The organism is Streptomyces sp. NPDC043427, assembly GCF_056436655.1.
Genome location: NZ_JBWKCC010000001.1, coordinates 105,034 through 120,510, shown reverse-complemented (window position 1 = coordinate 120,510; position 15,477 = coordinate 105,034). Strand labels below are relative to the sequence as shown.

The following is a 15,477-nucleotide window of genomic DNA, read 5'->3' as shown; positions in this document are numbered from 1 at the left end:
TGCTTCGCCGGGAGGCCCGCATGCGCGCCCTGATCGCCGCCGCGACCGGCCTCGCCGTCGCGCTCGCCCTGATGTTCACCCTCACCGCGATCGGCACACCGACCGGTCACACGTCCCCCAAGCCGCTGCTGACCACGGTGCCCGCACACCCGTGACCGTCCACTCGGGAAGGAGGCCGAGATGCGCCGCAAGGCCAGTCTGGTGCTGCTCGCCCTCGCCGTGTTCTTCGCGGCACTCTCACCGCTCACGCGCTGGTACGCCTTCCCGCGCCTGGCCAAGATCCCGGCCGGGCAGTACCAGGACATGGTCCTGGAGGCGAAGAACGCCACCCTCCTCGACTACGGCAGCATGCGGGCCCGCACCGTCCCCGAGGTCACCATCGTGCAGACCCTCAAGGGCAACGTCGAGGCCGCCGAGAAGATCGAGAAGACGGCGGGAAGGGACGTCGTCGTCTGGGACGGCCTCTCCTACATCCAGGGCCCCGACGGCAAGATGGTCTCCAAGGTCCCCGAGCGCTACATCTTCGACGCCCACACCCAGGAACCCGTCCACGCCACCGGCGAGATGGTCGACGGCGACCCCGTCAGACGAGAGGGCATCGAGTTCAAGTTCCCGTTCCTGACGGAGAAACGGGACTACGCGTACTTCGACGCCCAGGCACGCGTGACGGCCCCCATCCACTACAAGGGCACCCGGAACTTCCGCGGCGTGGAGGTCTACTACTTCGAGCAGACCATCCCCTGGACGAAGGTCAGGATGCCCAGGACCATGCCCGTTAAGGGCATCACGCCCGAGACGGTCGCCAAGACCGGCACGACCCGCTGGTACACCACCGTCCGCAGGTTCTGGGTCGAACCCCTCACCGGTGCACCCGTCAACGGCGAGGAGATCCACGAGGAGGAACTGCGTGGCGGCACGCTGCTCGGCGGCCGCGAGAAGGTGACGGCCTTCGCCGGGCACGTGAAGATGCGCGAGGACTACATCGAGCACACGGTCGACCTCGTCAAGTCCAACCGCACGCTGGTGCTGCTGATGACGTCGTACCTGCCGTGGGGCTTCCTCACCCTGGGCGTACTGCTGCTGGCCCTCTCCCTCTACCTGGAGGCGCGCGGACGCCGCCCGGCCGATCCGGTGCCCACACGCCCCACCGAGCCGGAACCGGTCACCGCCTGAGGCGTGCGTTGGTGTGCCGGGTCGGCTCTGCCGTGGCGGGGTCCTCGGGCCACGGGTGCTTCGGATACCGGCCGCGCAGTTCCGCCCGTACGCCCTTGTAGCCCTCCTTCCAGAAGGAGGCGAGGTCGGCCGTCACGGCCGCGGGCCGCCCGGCGGGGGAGAGGAGGTGCACCAGCAACGGCACACCCGCCACCGTGGGCGACCGCTCCAGCCCGAACATCTCCTGCAACTTCACGGCGAGGACGGGCTGCTCGGGATTGCCGTAGTCGATCCGGATCCTGGACCCGCTCGGTACGGCGATCCGCTCCGGCGCGAGCTCGTCCAGCCGCCCGGCCTCCCCCGAGGCCCACGGAAGCAGCCGGGACAGGGCGTCCCCCGCGTCGATCTTCGCAAGGTCCGCGCGCCGCCGGGCCCTGCTCAACTCGGGCTCCAACCACGTGTCCACGCGCGTGTTGAGCGCTTCTTCGGACACGTCCGGCCAGGGCTCCCCGAGTTGCAGCCGCAGAAAGGCCAGCCGCTGCCGCAGCACGCCCGCCTCCGGCGACCACCGCAGCACCCCGAACCCCTCCTGCCGCAGCCCCTCGACCAGCGCGTTCCGTACGAGCCCGGGGTCGGCGTCCGCCAACGGCCGCACCGCCAACTCCACCGCCCCCAGCCGCTCCACCCGCCGCGCGACGACATCCCCGCCGGTCCAGCGCACCTCGTCCCGCTCGCCGAGCAGCGCCACCGCGGTCACCCGCGCGACCCCCTCGTCCACAACACCCCCGAGCTGCACCCGCGCGTGCCCCCTGCCCACAGGCCTATCCGCGACCGCGACCGCAATCCAGGGCGCACCCCGCAACTCACTCCCGTCCCGGAGCTCGGCGCGGGTACCGGACACCATGAGATAGGAGCCCCCGTCGGCCTTCGCCACCCGCTCCGGAAAGGCAAGAGCACTGACAAGCCCGACGACGAAGTCATCCCGGAACGTGCCACCACCCCGAACCAAGCCAGGGATGCCGCCCTGCACACCGCCGACGCCCGCTTCCGGGCCACGCGGCGCGGCTTGCCCACCCGCGGGGTTCACGTTCGAGCCGCCCTCGGCCTGCGCGCCGTCGGCATCCGCTTCAGGGCCACCTGGGACGGCTTGCCCGCGCGCGAGGCCCCGTTCCGAGCCGAGCTCGGCCCGTGCGCCAGCGACGCTCGCTTCCGGGGTCCCCCAGCCCACCTGCCCGTCCGCGCCTTCCGTCGCCGGCCCGCCCACGTCGCCCTGCGCCCCGGCCACGCCGGTCTCCAGGCCGCGCGGAGGCGTGAGTGTCCCCTTCCCGTTCCCCTCTTGCGGATGGGAGCCGTGGGTGGGCGGGTGGACAAACTCCTTGGCGACGGCTCGCAGGCGCCGTACCTCCGCGCGCCACCGACCCGCGTAGGCGTCACCCCCGCGCCGGGCCGCCCGCAAAGCTGACGCGAGGTCGTCCCCGTACTCCCGCGGCGCCTCCTCGCTCAGCAGCGCCACGGCCTCCGCGGCCCGCTCCGCACCCACGACCGGCGCCGAGTCGAGCAGCGCACGCCCCAGGCGGGGATGCAGGCCGACCCGCGCAAGACGCCCGCCCCGGTCCGTGGCTCGACCGACCGAGTCGATCGCGCCGACCGCGCGGAGAACGCCGCGAGCCGCCGCCATCGCACCGCCCGGCGGTGGGTCCAGCAGGGCGAGACCGGAGGCGTCCGGATCACCCCAGCACGCCGCCTGCAGGGCGAACGCGGTCAGGTCGGCCACCTTGATCTCGGGGGACGGGAAACGCGGCAGACGCGCGTCCTCAGCCTCCGCCCAGCAGCGGTACACCGCCCCCGGCGCCTCACGCCCGGCACGACCCGCCCGCTGCCGTCCCGCCGCCTGCGAGGCCCGTACCGTCGTCAACGCGCTCAACCCGCGCGCGTGGTCCACACGGGGCTCGCGCGCCAGCCCCGAGTCGACGACCACCCGTACACCCGGAACCGTCAGCGACGACTCGGCCACCGATGTGGCGAGCACGACCCGGCGCCGCACACCCGCAGACAGCACCGCGTCCTGCACGGCCGCCGGCGCCCGCCCGTGCACCTGGAGCACCTCCACGTCCCCGGCATCGCGCAACTCCCCGAGCTGCCCGGCGACCCGCGCGATCTCACCGACGCCCGGCAGGAAGCACAGGACGTCCCCCGACCGCTCGGCCAGCGCCCGCCGCACCACCGACGCCACGTGGGTCAGCAGCGCGGGATCGACCCGCATGCCGTGCGGCGGCCGTACCGGCCGTACCGGCGGCGCCCACACCACCTCCACCGGATGCGCCGCACCCTCCGCCGCCACCACCGGCGCCCCGCCCAGCAGCCGCGCCCATCCCTCGGCGTCGGTCGTCGCCGACGCGGCCACCAGACGCAGCTCCGGCCGCAGCGTCTCCCGTACGTCCCACAGGAAGGCCGCCGCCGTGTCGGCGTCCAGATGCCGCTCGTGGCACTCGTCGAGCAGCACCACGTCGACGCCCGCGAGCTCCTGGTCCCGTTGCAGCCGCTGAAGCAGCACGCCGGTCGTGACGACCTCCACGCGCGCGTGCCGGCCGACCACCCGCTCCCCGCGCACGGTGTAGCCGACGCTCTCGCCGACCTTCTCGCCCAGCAGCCACGCCATCCGCCGGGCCGCCGCCCGCGCCGCGATCCGCCGCGGCTCGGCCACGACCACGCGCCGCGCCGGCCCCTCGCCCAGCAGCCCAGCCAGCGCCAGCGGCACCAGCGTCGTCTTGCCGGTGCCGGGCGGCGCCACCAGCACGGCAGTGCCATGCCCTTCCAGCGCGTCGTTCAGCGTCGGCAGGGCCCCGCGTACGGGCAGCGCCTCGAGAGCGTCGTAACGGATCACGCCCCTAGTGTCGTACGCCCCTGGAAACAGCCCCCCGCGTGTGTGAGGGGCACCCTCAGCCCCGCTCGCACACGAAGATGGCGGTCCCCGGGATCAGGTTTCCGCGCAGCGGCGACCAACCGCCCCACTCCGACGAGTTCCAGGCCGGCCACTCCGGCTCGACGAGGTCGACGAGGTGGAAGCCGGACGCCGCGATGTCGCGGACGCGGTCGCCGAGCGTCCTGTGGTGTTCGACGTACACCGCGCGGCCGTCCTCACCCTGCTCGACGTACGGCGTGCGGTCGAAGTACGAGGCGGACACCGACAACCCCTCGGGGCCCGGCTCGTCCGGGAACGCCCAACGGATCGGGTGGGTGACCGAGAAGACGAAGCGGCCGCCCGGACGCAGCACCCGGCGCACCTCACGCAGCACCAGGCGCGGGTCGGCCACGAACGGCAGCGCCCCGTACGCCGAGCAGGCCAGGTCGAAGGAGGCGTCCGCGAAGGGCAGCGCACCCGCGTCGGCGCACACGAGAGGGAACGATCCGCCGATGCGCAGCGCGTGCTGGAGCTGGCGGTGGGAGAGGTCCAGGGCGACCGGCCGGGCCCCCTGGGCGGCCAGCCAGCGCGAGCACTGGGCGGCGCCGGCGCCGATCTCCAGGACGTCCTTGCCCTTCAGCTCCTCAGGCGGGCCCAGCAGCTCCGCCTCCACCTCGTCGAGGCCCTCGGGGCACCACACGAAGCGGTCGTCGCCCAGGAACGTGCCGTGCTCGACCTGGTACTCGTCCGCGTTACGGTCCCACCAGCCCCGATTGGCTCGGGAGCTCTCCGTGACATCGGCGTCACGCCGGGTGGCTTCCGGTTCGAACGCATCGGGCTCTTGGATGATCGGCTCCCTCGTCGTACTCTTCCGTCCATCCCGTCAGGGGCGTGTCGCGGGAGAGGTCTTTCCGGCCTGCCTGGCCTCGTGGAACGTTTCTTGTGCCGGTTATGCGGCGATCTGCCCCGGGTGTGCGCCTTCGCGCATTGACCCTGCCCGGCTGCCCCCGTATGCTACAAGTTGCGCTGCGGGCCTGCGCACCTCAGACGTAGCAGGCTGCGCTCGCATCTGTTGTATGTCCCCTCGGTTGTCGAGGCGCCACGTGCGGTTTTGTGTGGCGCTTCCTTGGCTGTCCGGCTTCTGCAGAGCGAAACGGGCTCCCGGCGTAAGCAGTACCTACGACTTCAATGTCCGTACCGGAGCCCTTTCCCACATGACGAGCAGCACCGAGACCACCGCCACCACCCCGCAGGTAGCGGTCAACGACATCGGTAACGAGGAAGCCTTCCTCGCCGCGATCGACGAGACGATCAAGTACTTCAACGACGGCGACATCGTCGACGGCGTCATCGTGAAGGTCGACCGGGACGAGGTCCTGCTCGACATCGGTTACAAGACCGAAGGCGTTATCCCGAGCCGCGAGCTCTCGATCAAGCACGACGTCGACCCCAACGAGGTCGTCGCCGTCGGTGACGAGATCGAGGCCCTTGTTCTCCAGAAGGAGGACAAGGAAGGCCGCCTGATCCTCTCGAAGAAGCGCGCCCAGTACGAGCGTGCCTGGGGCACCATCGAGAAGATCAAGGAAGAGGACGGGATCGTCACCGGTACCGTCATCGAGGTCGTCAAGGGTGGTCTCATCCTCGACATCGGCCTCCGTGGCTTCCTCCCGGCCTCCCTGGTCGAGATGCGCCGCGTTCGCGACCTCCAGCCCTACGTGGGCAAGGAGCTCGAGGCCAAGATCATCGAGCTGGACAAGAACCGCAACAACGTGGTCCTGTCCCGCCGTGCCTGGCTGGAGCAGACCCAGTCCGAGGTCCGCCAGACCTTCCTCACGACCCTCCAGAAGGGTCAGGTCCGCTCTGGTGTGGTCTCCTCGATCGTCAACTTCGGTGCCTTCGTGGACCTGGGTGGCGTCGACGGTCTGGTTCACGTCTCCGAGCTGTCCTGGAAGCACATCGACCACCCCTCCGAGGTCGTCGAGGTCGGCCAGGAGGTCACGGTCGAGGTCCTCGACGTCGACATGGACCGCGAGCGCGTCTCCCTGTCGCTGAAGGCGACCCAGGAAGACCCGTGGCAGCAGTTCGCCCGCACCCACCAGATCGGCCAGGTCGTGCCCGGCAAGGTCACGAAGCTGGTTCCGTTCGGTGCGTTCGTCCGCGTGGACGAGGGCATCGAGGGTCTGGTCCACATCTCCGAGCTGGCCGAGCGCCACGTGGAGATCCCGGAGCAGGTCGTCCAGGTCAACGACGAGATCTTCGTCAAGGTCATCGACATCGACCTCGAGCGTCGTCGCATCAGCCTCTCGCTGAAGCAGGCCAACGAGTCCTTCGGTGCCGACCCGGCCTCGGTCGAGTTCGACCCGACCCTGTACGGCATGGCCGCGTCCTACGACGACCAGGGCAACTACATCTACCCCGAGGGCTTCGACCCCGAGACCAACGACTGGCTCGAGGGCTACGAGACCCAGCGCGAGGCGTGGGAGACCCAGTACGCCGAGGCGCAGACCCGCTTCGAGCAGCACCAGCAGCAGGTCATCAAGTCCCGCGAAGCGGACGAGAAGGCCGCTGCCGAGGGCGGCGACGCGGCGGGTGCGGCTCCGGCCGCCGGTGGCGGCGGTTCGTACTCCTCCGAGGGCCCGGACAACTCCGGTGCGCTGGCCTCGGACGAGGCGCTGGCCGCTCTCCGCGAGAAGCTGGCCGGTGGCCAGAGCTGATCGCAGCCGCTGAGGCTTAGCCGATAACCACTGAGGGCCCGCACCTTTCGAGGTGCGGGCCCTCAGTGGTGCCGGGGGAGTGTTCTGTCGTTCGGCTGCCGGCCGGTGGGGGCTGGTCGCGCCCACGTGGCGGAGCCGCATATGGACACAGCCCCGCCCCCCTCGGGGAGTTTCCGCTCGACTCAGCTGATCACGGGCCCGGAGCGGGAATGCCCACGCCTCCACGCGCGTTGAGATGTGTGAACACGAGGAGGAGCGGTCCAAGTGCTTGATCCGCAGGGTTTGTACGCATGGGAGCCGAAGGGGCTGGGCGTCGTCGACATGGCGCTGGCTCAGGAGTCGGCCGGTCTTGTCATGCTCTACCACTTCGACGGATACATCGACGCGGGCGAAACCGGTGACCAGATCGTCGACCGGCTCCTCGACTCGCTGCCCCACCAGGTCGTCGCGCGCTTCGACCACGACCGGCTCGTGGACTACCGCGCGCGCCGTCCGCTGCTGACGTTCAAGCGTGACCGTTGGAGCGGGTACGAGGAGCCGGCCATCGAGGTGCGGCTCGTGCAGGACGCCACGGGGGCGCCCTTCCTGCTCCTGTCCGGCCCGGAGCCGGACGTGGAGTGGGAGCGCTTCGCCGCGGCCGTCCAACAGATCGTGGAGCGGCTCGGGGTCCGCCTGTCCGTGAACTTCCACGGCATCCCCATGGGTGTCCCGCACACCCGGCCGGTCGGTCTCACCCCGCACGGCAGCCGCACCGACCTCGTCCCGGGCCACCGCAGCCCCTTCGACGAGGCCCAGGTCCCCGGCAGCGCCGAAGCGCTCGTCGAGTACCGCCTCATGGAGGCCGGGCACGACGTCCTGGGCGTCGCCGCGCACGTGCCGCACTACATCGCCCGCTCTCCCTATCCGGACGCGGCACTGACCGTCCTGGAGGCCGTCACGGCGGCGACCGGACTGGTCCTGCCCGGCCTCGCGCACTCCCTGCGCACGGACGCCCACCGCACCCAGACGGAGATCGACCGGCAGATCCAGGAGGGCGACGAGGAACTCACCGCCCTCGTCCAGGGTCTCGAGCACCAGTACGACGCCGCCGCCGGTGCGGAGACCCGGGGTAACATGCTGGCCGAGGCCGCCGACATCCCCTCCGCGGACGAGATCGGCCGCGAGTTCGAGCGGTTCCTGGCGGAGCGGGAGGGCGAGGGCTGACGCGGCCGACTCCCAGCGGGTCCGTGGTCGACGGCAGGCTCTAAGCTTCCGCTCATGTTGAAGGTTGGCCTGACCGGCGGTATCGGCGCCGGCAAGAGCGAGGTGTCGCGGTTGCTCGTCGAGCGCGGTGCCGTGCTGATCGACGCGGACCGCATCTCGCGCGAGGTCGTGGCGCCGGGAACTCCCGGGCTCGCGGCGGTCGTCGACGCCTTCGGCCCGGACGTGCTGGCGGCGGACGGCAGTCTGGACCGCCCGAAGCTGGGCTCCATCGTCTTCGCGGACCCGGACCGGCGCGCCGCCCTGAACGCGATCGTGCACCCCCTGGTGGGCGCCCGCTCCCGTGAGCTGGAGGCCGCCGCCCCCGAGGACGCCGTCGTCGTCCACGATGTCCCGCTCCTCACGGAGAACGGCCTCGCACCGCTCTACGACGTCGTGATCGTCGTCGACGCGAGCACCGAGACCCAGCTCGACCGGCTGGTGCGGCTGCGCGGGATGAGCGAGGAGGACGCACGCGCGCGTATGGCCGCGCAGGCGACGCGCGAGGAGCGCAGGGAGATCGCGGACATCGTCGTCGACAACGACGTACCGCTGCAGGAGCTGCGGCGGCGGGTGCACGAGGTGTGGGCGGAGCTCGTGGAGCGGGCCGGGTCCCCGACGCCGTAGCGGATCCGGGTCCCCGACGCCGTAACGGATGGGGAATATCAGCCACGGTCGCGGCGTTGAACAGCTTGAGTGAGGGAAGGACTTTTCCGTGCCCGATACCAGCGGTTCGACCGGACGTTCTCCGGAGACTCACGTCATCGACTACCGTGCCGCCGAGCAGCTGCTCGCCGCACGGGACCCGCGGGGCGCGGTGAAGCTGCTCGACGGAGTCATCGCCGCGCACCCCGAGAACACCGCCGCACGGCTGCTGCGCGCGCGTGCCTTCTTCGCGGCCGCGCAACTACGGCCCGCCGAGCTGGAGTTCACCATCGTCCTCGAGCGGGAGCCGGACAACGCGTTCGCGCACTTCGCCCTCGCCCGCACCTATGAGCGCCAGGGGCGCGAGGACCAGGCCAAGCGCCACTTCCGCCTGGCGGCCGCGCTCGACCCGAACCCGCAGTACCTGAAGGCCGCCCGCTTCGACTCGTGAGCACCGCCCGCCCGGACACCCCCTAGCGGTAACGCTGCCGCGGCGGATCATACGGCGGGATGTCGCGGCCCGGCTGATAGTGCGGGCCCTGCTTGATGTGTCTGAGGATCACCGTCATGTCGACGGTGATCACCACCCACAGCACTCCGCAGGCGGCCGCCCACCCGGGACGCCCGGCGAGCGCGAACGCGACTGTTCCGAAGATCGCCCAGAGCAGCCCCCACACGGCCAGCCAGAAACGGACCCGCAGTGCACTGCGCGCCGTCCTCGGCTCACTGCCCGTACGCATCGGGATCACACTCCTCCCAGCAACGTACTCTTCGGTTCGGACGTTCTCCAAGCCGTCCCACGAGGGGGATCATCGCGTGCTTCCGGATGCCGACGAACTGGCCGAGGCGCTCCTCGACCTCGCTGTGCCGCACGAGGACATCAACGACGTCGTCCGCATGGGCCGACGGGTGAGAGACGACCCCGAACTGCTGCACGCCCTGAAACAGGCCGTCGAGGAGCTGGTCCGGGACATGGGGGAGATCCGCGGCATGCTCGACCTCCCCGACCTCGACTGGCCGTCGGGCCCCCTCCAGCGGTTCTTCCCGCTGTACGTCCTTGTCGCGGCCCTGCCGTATGTGCGCGCCCACCATCGCGACCGGGGCGTACCGGCCGAGGTCGCCCGGCGCACCCTGGCCGACGCCGGCCGCAACGTCGCCGCGCACCGCAGGACGTACGGCACGGGCGGGATGCTCGTTCCGCGCTGGCTGTCGCTGCACTTCCACGGTGAGCTGTACCAGCTGGGGCGGCTGCAGTTCCAGCGCGACCGGGTCGGTCGGCGGGCCGGTGACGCCATCGCGGCGGAGGGGTTCGGTCACGGCCCCGGGGACCTGGGGCTCGGCCTGCACATACCCGACTTCCTCGGCCCGTTGACCTCGGAGGCCTGCGACCGGTCCCTGGCGCTGGGCAGGGAGTTCTTCGCCCGCCACTACCCCGAGGAGCCCTACCGGGTGGCGACGTGCGCGTCATGGCTGCTCGATCCGCAGCTCAGGGAGTACCTGCCCGAGGACTCCAACATCGTCCGCTTCCAAAAGCGGTTCCGCGTCAGCCACATGGGGTCGGAGCCGGAGGACGACACGCCGATCCGCTTCGTCTTCGGGACGGGTGACGTGCCCCTCGACCAGCTGCCGCGCGGGACCGTCCTGGAGCGGGCGGTCGTGGACCATCTGCGGGAGGGCGGCCACTGGTACGTGGGGCACGGCTGGTTCCCGTTGTAGAGGCTTGCGCCACTCGAACGGGTGAACCCGGAGCGGACGGGAACGGACGTGCGGAGGAGGGCCGTTGTTCGGGCATGGAGCTGAAAATGCGTACGGGACATCAGGGGACTGGGCCCGGGGCGATCACCCCGGACGGCTGTGCGGTCGAGCTCTACTCACGGCTGCCCGTCGGACCCGAGCCGGACATCATCGCGGCGGCCGTGCCCGCGGGCGCGCGCATCCTGGAACTGGGCAGCGGCGTGGGCCGGATGACTCACCCGCTCGTGGAGCGCGGCTTCACGGTCACGGCGGTCGACGAGTCCCCCGAGATGCTGGAGCGCGTCCGCGGCGCGCGCACGATACTCAGCCCGATCGAGCGCCTCGACCTGGGCGAGACGTTCGACGTGGTGCTGCTCGCGTCGTTCCTCGTCAACACCGGCGACGCCGAGGTGAGACGAGGGCTGCTGCGCACCTGTGTACGGCACCTCGCGGACGGCGGCTGCGTGCTGATCCAACGCGAGGGCGACGACTACCACACCGACCTGCCCCGCGAACGCGTCCACCCGACCGGATTCACCTCACGGATCGTGTCGTCGGTACCGGTCGGCGACGGCGTCAACTCGGTCCGCGCGGAGTACGACTTTCCGGACGCGACCTGGACACAGACGTTCCAGGCACGGCCGATGGCCCAGCAGGAGTTCGAGGAGGCACTGGCGGAGGAGGGACTGAGGGTGGACGAATACCTGACGGAGGATCGGATCTGGGTGAGGGCGATGCCGATGAGTTCCTGAGCAGGCGCCGGTCTACCTCTGTGACAGCAACCAGCCCGCTGCACACAGGAGATCTCCATGCCCGAGACCGCCGCTTCCCTCGCCTCCGCTTCGTCCACAACCGCGCGGGGCCGCCGGGCCCGCATCGCCTTGCGCGCTCTCCAGGTGGGACTCGCCCTCTTCTTCGGGATCGCGGGTGCGGTGCCCAAGCTGATCGCTCATCCGTCGGCTGTCGACACCTTCGAGAAGATGGGCTGGGAGCACGGTGGGATGTACACCATCGGTGCGCTGGAACTGGCCGGTGCGGTGGCTCTGTTGGTGCCGATGCTTCAGTCGGTCGCGGCGGTGGCGCTGAGCGGGCTGATGGTGGGTGCGTTCGTCGTCCAGCTGAGCTACTTCGACGGTCAGTACGCCGCGACACCGGTCATCCTGATGGTGCCGCTCGTCCTCATCGCCTGGGCCCGACGTGAGCAGAACGCCGAGCTGCTGCGACTGGTAGGACTGGTACGGCGCGGGGCGTGAGCGCCGGGTCCGCAGTCCGGTGGAACGTGCTCAGCGCCCGCCCTGGCGGCCACCCGGACCACCTTGGCTGCCGCCCGGGCCGCCCGGGCCACCGCCCGGGTTGCCCGAGTGACCGCCGAGGCCGCCGAGACCGCGGAGCCGTTCCAGTTCGCGGCGGTCCCGCTTGGTGGGGCGGCCGGTACCGCGGTCGCGGATGCCGGCGGGGGCGAGGGCCTCGCGGGGCGGGGGCGGAGGACTGTTGTCGACGTAGCACTGGACGGCGACCGGGGCGCCGACCCGCTTGCGGATGAGGCGCTTGACGACTACGATCCGCTCGCGGCCCTCGTGCCGGAGGCGGACCTCGTCGCCGACGCGCACGGAGTACGCGGGCTTCACACGCTCGCCGTTCACCCGCACGTGGCCGCCCTTGCAGGCGGCGGCGCCCTGGGAGCGGGTCTTGATCAGACGTACGGCCCAGATCCAGCTGTCGATGCGCACGCTCTCACCGCCGGCGGGCCCGGCGGCCTCGGCGGCTGACACCGCGGCGGCGACGCTCGGGTCCACGCGATCCGCGCCGGCCGCCTCTCGCGTGGCCTCTCGCGGGGGCTCGCCCGTCCCGTCCGTCGTGTCGTGGTCCGCACCCTCAGAAACCATGTCTCGACCTTAGCCCGCGCTGCCGGTCGGGGCGGAGGGGATTTCCGCGTGCGGTGGGGGGAGGAGGAGCGGGCGTCCTCGGCCGCTGGAGGGGCGGGTTCTACGGTGGGGGCATGGACAGCAACCCCGGAGCAGGCATTCCCGGCCTTGATCGGCGCGTCTCAGGGTGTCGGGCGTGCCCGAGGCTGGTCGAGTGGCGGGAGGAGGTGGCGCGGACCAAGCGGGCCGCTTTCGCCGAGTGGACGTACTGGGGGAGGCCGGTTCCCGGATTCGGGCCTGCGGATGCCCGGCTGCTGATCGTGGGGCTCGCTCCCGCCGCGCACGGCGGGAACCGGACGGGCCGGATGTTCACCGGGGACCGGTCGGGTGACGTGCTGTACCAGGCGCTGTACGACGTGGGGCTGGCGAACCAGCCGAGCTCGGTCAGTGCCGACGACGGCCTGGAGCTGTACGGCGTACGGGTCACAGCGCCCGTGCACTGCGCGCCGCCCGAGAACAAGCCCACCCCGCAGGAGCGGGACACCTGCCGGTCGTGGCTCGTGCAGGAGCTGCGGTTGCTGCGGCCGACGCTGCGGGCCGTGGTCGTGCTCGGTGCGTTCGGCTGGCAGGCGGCGCTGCCCGCGTTCGCGGAGGCGGGCTGGGCGGTGCCCCGGCCGCGCCCGGCCTTCGCCCACGGCGCGCGCGTGTCCCTCGACGGGCTCGCCCCGGTCGAGCCCGGCAGCCCCCACCGTCCCGCCCCGCTCGACCTGTTCGGGTGCTTCCACGTGAGCCAGCGCAACACCTTCACCGGTCGCCTCACGCCCGAGATGCTGAGGGAAGTGCTGCGCACGGCGGCGGTCGCGGCCCGTCTGCCGACGCGGGACTGACGGCGATCCTGGTGGCGGCGACGGACAAGTGCGCTACAAGCGCGCCCGCCGCCGCGGACCTCAGAGCTGACCTCAGAGCGGTCGGGCCGCCGCGACGGGCCGCTTGTCGGGGGTGAACGAGTTGCTGTTGACGCTCCACCGGTAGCGGCTGAACTCCCCGGTGGCGTCGTCGGCGTAGAACATCATGTGGCCGATGCCGACGCCCTGGAAGTTGGTCACGTCGTCGACCATGCGGGTGTCGGGGAAGGCGGGGTAGGTGGGCTTGTCGTACATGCCGTGCGGGTCCGCCGTGCAGTCGATGACCTCGACGGCGTACTGCGTCTCGCCGCTGTAGGTCGCGGAGCCGGTGTAGACGCCCTTGACCTGGCGGACCATGACGATGTGCCCGGTGTTGCCCTCGACGCTGCCCTGGTAGTCGACCGCGACGAGGTCGCCCGGCTGGAGGTCGGCGACCTTGCGGATCCGCTGGAAGCGCGGGCCGGCCGTGCCGTCGACGAACGCGCGCCGGTAGTCGGCGGCCTCCGGGATGCGGTCCTGGAAGTACTGGGTGAAGTAGTCGTCGCTCGCCCATGTGTAGCTGTGCTTGAGCACCCAGGTGAGGAAGGACGAGCAGCGGGCGTGCGAGACCCAGGTGGTGAGGTCGGTGGGGGTTCCCCAGGTGACCTGCGACGGGGAGCCGATCAGGTAGCGGTTGTTGTCGATGGCCGTCTGGCCGCTGATCAGCTTGACCTCGGCGGCGGTCAGGGCGCGGTCGTAGGCCCGTACGTCGTCGATGGAGCCCTTGAAGCGGTTGACGGGTGCGCTGTCGTAGCGGGCGCGGCCGATGTTGAAGCCCTCGGTCGCGGCCCAGGAGGTGGTGGCGTCGGCGCTGCTCTGGAACGCCCCGTCGACGTAGAGGTGGATGCGCGTTCCGTCCCACACGCCGGTCAGGTGGGTCCACGACCCGAACTCGGCGGCGTCGGTGGAGACAGCGGAGATCTTGACGCTCTGGTCGGCGCTGCGCACCTTGAAGGCCCACTTGCCGACGGTGTCGTCGTACTGGAGCAGGAAGCGGCTCGCCATGGTGCCGTCCTGGCTGACGGCGGTGTACATGGTGGCCCGGCCGGCCGTGTCCGACAGGCGCACCCAGGCCGAGACCGTGAACGGGGCGGTGGTGTCGAGGACGGATCCGGTGGCGGCGTATCCGCTGGGGTTTCCGTCGAGGGTCAGCTCGCTGCCGGCCCGCAGGTTCGTCCAGGACGCGCCCGAGCCGAGTGCGAGGTGGTGCTCCCGGCCGGAGCGGTCCGCGGGGGTGCCGTCCAACGGCCAGTGGCCGACCAGCCCGGCTGTCAGGTGTCCGGCGGCGAGGAGTCGCTGGTACTGGACCATGCGCTCGGCCTCCGCCAGATGCGGTGCGGTGACGGGGGTGAACGGAGTGTCCAGCGGGGCGTCGGCCACGGCGACCCCCGCGGCGCCGGTCACGCCCGTCATCGCACCCACCCCCACGAGTGCGGCTCCGCTCAACAGCCCACGTCTGCTGACCATGTTCTCTCCGTCCCGTTTCGCATCTCAGACGCCGTAGGCGACTGAAGGGTCGGGAGAGTTTAGGCAGACGGGTGTTCGAAATGTTCCCCGAACAAGTGACGTACGGTCGACCGGTAGTTGGCCCGCACGTGGGCTAGCGCGTGGGCCCGGGCCCGCTCGGGGTCTCCGGAGGCGATGGCCTCGTACAGCTCGCGGTGCTCGGTGAGCAGTTGGGGCCATTCCTCGTTCTGCCGGGTGAGCCAGCGCAGGCGGCCGTCGACCGGTTCCATGACGGAGATCAGCAGGTTGTTGCCGGCCAGGGCGAGGATGCGGTCGTGGAAGCGGGTGTTGACGTCGGTGATCGCCTCGGCGTCCCCTGCCTCGGTGGCGCCCGCCGCGCTCTCCAGCAGCTCACGCAGCTCCGCCAGCGCCTGAGGTGTCGCCCGTGACGCGGCCAGTCCCGCCGCGTACACCTCCAACGCCTCGCGCAGCTCGAAGAGTTCCTTGACGTCGGTCGGGGTCAGCCGGCGCACGACCGTGCGGCGCGGGGTCTCGAACAGGACGAAGCCCTCGGCGACCAGAGCCCGGATCGCCTCCCGGACCGGCACCCGGGAGACCCCGAACCGCTCCGCCAGCTCGCGTTCGACGAGCCGGTCGCCGGGGCCCAGCCGCCCCGCGATGATGTCCTGCCGCAGGGTCGCCAGGACCCGCTCGCGTACCGCGCCGAGCGGTTCGATCTTCGCCATGGGGCCATCTTCGCCGACGCGAGGTGTCTTTTACGCAGCCGTAACAGCATGGACATCGGTCCGGGGGGTTGACGGCGGCACCATGTGCGC

At 71.2% G+C, this 15,477-nt stretch carries 16 protein-coding genes; 10 read left to right on the top strand and 6 right to left on the bottom strand.

Annotated elements, in window-relative coordinates:
* Positions 1 to 20 precede the first annotated feature (20 nt).
* Positions 21 to 155: an SPW_0924 family protein gene (locus AC067M_RS00580; RefSeq protein WP_133930616.1), complete on the top strand. Its 135-nt coding sequence runs from the start codon at positions 21 to 23 to the stop codon at positions 153 to 155.
* Positions 156 to 180: 25 nt separating this feature from the next.
* The gene (gene pgfA / locus AC067M_RS00575) at positions 181 to 1,173 is read left to right on the top strand and encodes a cell envelope lipid trafficking protein PgfA (protein WP_478694761.1); all 993 of its coding nucleotides are present in this window, start codon (positions 181 to 183) and stop codon (positions 1,171 to 1,173) included.
* On the opposite strand, the gene AC067M_RS00570 is transcribed toward pgfA, so the two are convergent.
* Complete coding sequence (locus AC067M_RS00570) at positions 1,163 to 4,036, bottom strand: ATP-dependent RNA helicase (RefSeq protein ID WP_478694760.1); 2,874 nt, start codon at positions 4,034 to 4,036, stop codon at positions 1,163 to 1,165. The two genes, pgfA and AC067M_RS00570, sit on opposite strands and share 11 nt — an antisense overlap.
* A 55-nt stretch (positions 4,037 to 4,091) precedes the next feature.
* Entirely contained in the window at positions 4,092 to 4,904 is an 813-nt protein-coding gene (locus AC067M_RS00565) for a class I SAM-dependent methyltransferase (RefSeq protein ID WP_478695331.1), read from the bottom strand.
* Positions 4,905 to 5,268: 364 nt separating this feature from the next.
* On the opposite strand from AC067M_RS00565, the gene rpsA reads away from it, so the two are divergent.
* The 4 genes from rpsA (at position 5,269) to AC067M_RS00545 (ending at position 9,103) form a co-directional block, all read left to right on the top strand.
* A complete protein-coding gene (gene rpsA / locus AC067M_RS00560) occupies positions 5,269 to 6,768 on the top strand; it encodes a 30S ribosomal protein S1 (RefSeq protein WP_478694759.1) in 1,500 nt (499 codons plus the stop codon).
* A 264-nt stretch (positions 6,769 to 7,032) separates the two neighbouring features.
* Positions 7,033 to 7,971: a PAC2 family protein gene (locus AC067M_RS00555; RefSeq protein ID WP_478694758.1), complete on the top strand. Its 939-nt coding sequence runs from the start codon at positions 7,033 to 7,035 to the stop codon at positions 7,969 to 7,971.
* A gap of 54 nt (positions 7,972 to 8,025) precedes the next feature.
* Positions 8,026 to 8,634: a dephospho-CoA kinase gene (coaE, locus tag AC067M_RS00550; protein WP_478694757.1), complete on the top strand. Its 609-nt coding sequence runs from the start codon at positions 8,026 to 8,028 to the stop codon at positions 8,632 to 8,634.
* An 88-nt stretch (positions 8,635 to 8,722) separates the two neighbouring features.
* Complete coding sequence (locus tag AC067M_RS00545; protein WP_037668683.1) at positions 8,723 to 9,103, top strand: tetratricopeptide repeat protein; 381 nt, start codon at positions 8,723 to 8,725, stop codon at positions 9,101 to 9,103.
* 22 nt (positions 9,104 to 9,125) lie between these two features.
* On the opposite strand, the gene AC067M_RS00540 is transcribed toward AC067M_RS00545, so the two are convergent.
* Complete coding sequence (locus tag AC067M_RS00540; protein ID WP_478694756.1) at positions 9,126 to 9,392, bottom strand: DUF6343 family protein; 267 nt, start codon at positions 9,390 to 9,392, stop codon at positions 9,126 to 9,128.
* Positions 9,393 to 9,468: 76 nt separating this feature from the next.
* Here AC067M_RS00540 and AC067M_RS00535 point away from each other — a divergent pair, with 76 nt between their 5' ends.
* The 3 genes from AC067M_RS00535 to AC067M_RS00525 all read left to right on the top strand — a co-directional run bounded on the left by AC067M_RS00535 (position 9,469) and on the right by AC067M_RS00525 (position 11,639).
* A complete protein-coding gene (locus AC067M_RS00535) occupies positions 9,469 to 10,368 on the top strand; it encodes an acyltransferase domain-containing protein (RefSeq protein WP_478694755.1) in 900 nt (299 codons plus the stop codon).
* A gap of 86 nt (positions 10,369 to 10,454) precedes the next feature.
* On the top strand, positions 10,455 to 11,138 hold the full coding sequence (locus tag AC067M_RS00530; RefSeq protein WP_478694754.1) for a class I SAM-dependent methyltransferase: 684 nt from the start codon (positions 10,455 to 10,457) through the stop codon (positions 11,136 to 11,138).
* Between the two features lie 57 nt (positions 11,139 to 11,195).
* Positions 11,196 to 11,639 (top strand): DoxX family protein, encoded by a 444-nt coding sequence (locus AC067M_RS00525; protein WP_478694753.1) that lies wholly within the window; start codon positions 11,196 to 11,198, stop codon positions 11,637 to 11,639.
* Between the two features lie 30 nt (positions 11,640 to 11,669).
* Here AC067M_RS00525 and AC067M_RS00520 read toward each other — a convergent pair whose 3' ends face one another.
* The gene (locus tag AC067M_RS00520; protein ID WP_478694752.1) at positions 11,670 to 12,272 is read right to left on the bottom strand and encodes an RNA-binding S4 domain-containing protein; all 603 of its coding nucleotides are present in this window, start codon (positions 12,270 to 12,272) and stop codon (positions 11,670 to 11,672) included.
* A 113-nt stretch (positions 12,273 to 12,385) separates the two neighbouring features.
* On the opposite strand from AC067M_RS00520, the gene AC067M_RS00515 reads away from it, so the two are divergent.
* Positions 12,386 to 13,138: a uracil-DNA glycosylase gene (locus tag AC067M_RS00515; protein WP_478694751.1), complete on the top strand. Its 753-nt coding sequence runs from the start codon at positions 12,386 to 12,388 to the stop codon at positions 13,136 to 13,138.
* A 72-nt stretch (positions 13,139 to 13,210) separates the two neighbouring features.
* Here AC067M_RS00515 and AC067M_RS00510 read toward each other — a convergent pair whose 3' ends face one another.
* Together AC067M_RS00510 and AC067M_RS00505 are read right to left on the bottom strand one after the other, a co-directional pair.
* Positions 13,211 to 14,662: a LamG domain-containing protein gene (locus AC067M_RS00510; RefSeq protein ID WP_478694750.1), complete on the bottom strand. Its 1,452-nt coding sequence runs from the start codon at positions 14,660 to 14,662 to the stop codon at positions 13,211 to 13,213.
* Positions 14,663 to 14,721: 59 nt separating this feature from the next.
* Positions 14,722 to 15,387 carry a GntR family transcriptional regulator gene (locus tag AC067M_RS00505; protein WP_478694749.1) on the bottom strand — a complete coding sequence of 222 codons (666 nt, stop codon included), beginning with the start codon at positions 15,385 to 15,387 and terminating at the stop codon, positions 14,722 to 14,724.
* Positions 15,388 to 15,477 lie beyond the last annotated feature (90 nt).

Bases quoted from the DNA above. Each gene is read 5' to 3' on its own strand.
- AC067M_RS00530 (WP_478694754.1), top strand. From the start codon at position 10,455: ATGCGTACGGGACATCAGGGGACTGGGCCCGGGGCGATCACCCCGGAC.
- AC067M_RS00525 (WP_478694753.1), top strand. From the start codon at position 11,196: ATGCCCGAGACCGCCGCTTCCCTCGCCTCCGCTTCGTCCACAACCGCG.
- AC067M_RS00580 (WP_133930616.1), top strand. From the start codon at position 21: ATGCGCGCCCTGATCGCCGCCGCGACCGGCCTCGCCGTCGCGCTCGCC.
- pgfA (WP_478694761.1), top strand. From the start codon at position 181: ATGCGCCGCAAGGCCAGTCTGGTGCTGCTCGCCCTCGCCGTGTTCTTC.
- AC067M_RS00510 (WP_478694750.1), bottom strand. From the start codon at position 14,662: ATGGTCAGCAGACGTGGGCTGTTGAGCGGAGCCGCACTCGTGGGGGTG.
- AC067M_RS00505 (WP_478694749.1), bottom strand. From the start codon at position 15,387: ATGGCGAAGATCGAACCGCTCGGCGCGGTACGCGAGCGGGTCCTGGCG.
- coaE (WP_478694757.1), top strand. From the start codon at position 8,026: ATGTTGAAGGTTGGCCTGACCGGCGGTATCGGCGCCGGCAAGAGCGAG.
- AC067M_RS00515 (WP_478694751.1), top strand. From the start codon at position 12,386: ATGGACAGCAACCCCGGAGCAGGCATTCCCGGCCTTGATCGGCGCGTC.
- AC067M_RS00540 (WP_478694756.1), bottom strand. From the start codon at position 9,392: ATGCGTACGGGCAGTGAGCCGAGGACGGCGCGCAGTGCACTGCGGGTC.
- rpsA (WP_478694759.1), top strand. From the start codon at position 5,269: ATGACGAGCAGCACCGAGACCACCGCCACCACCCCGCAGGTAGCGGTC.
- AC067M_RS00520 (WP_478694752.1), bottom strand. From the start codon at position 12,272: ATGGTTTCTGAGGGTGCGGACCACGACACGACGGACGGGACGGGCGAG.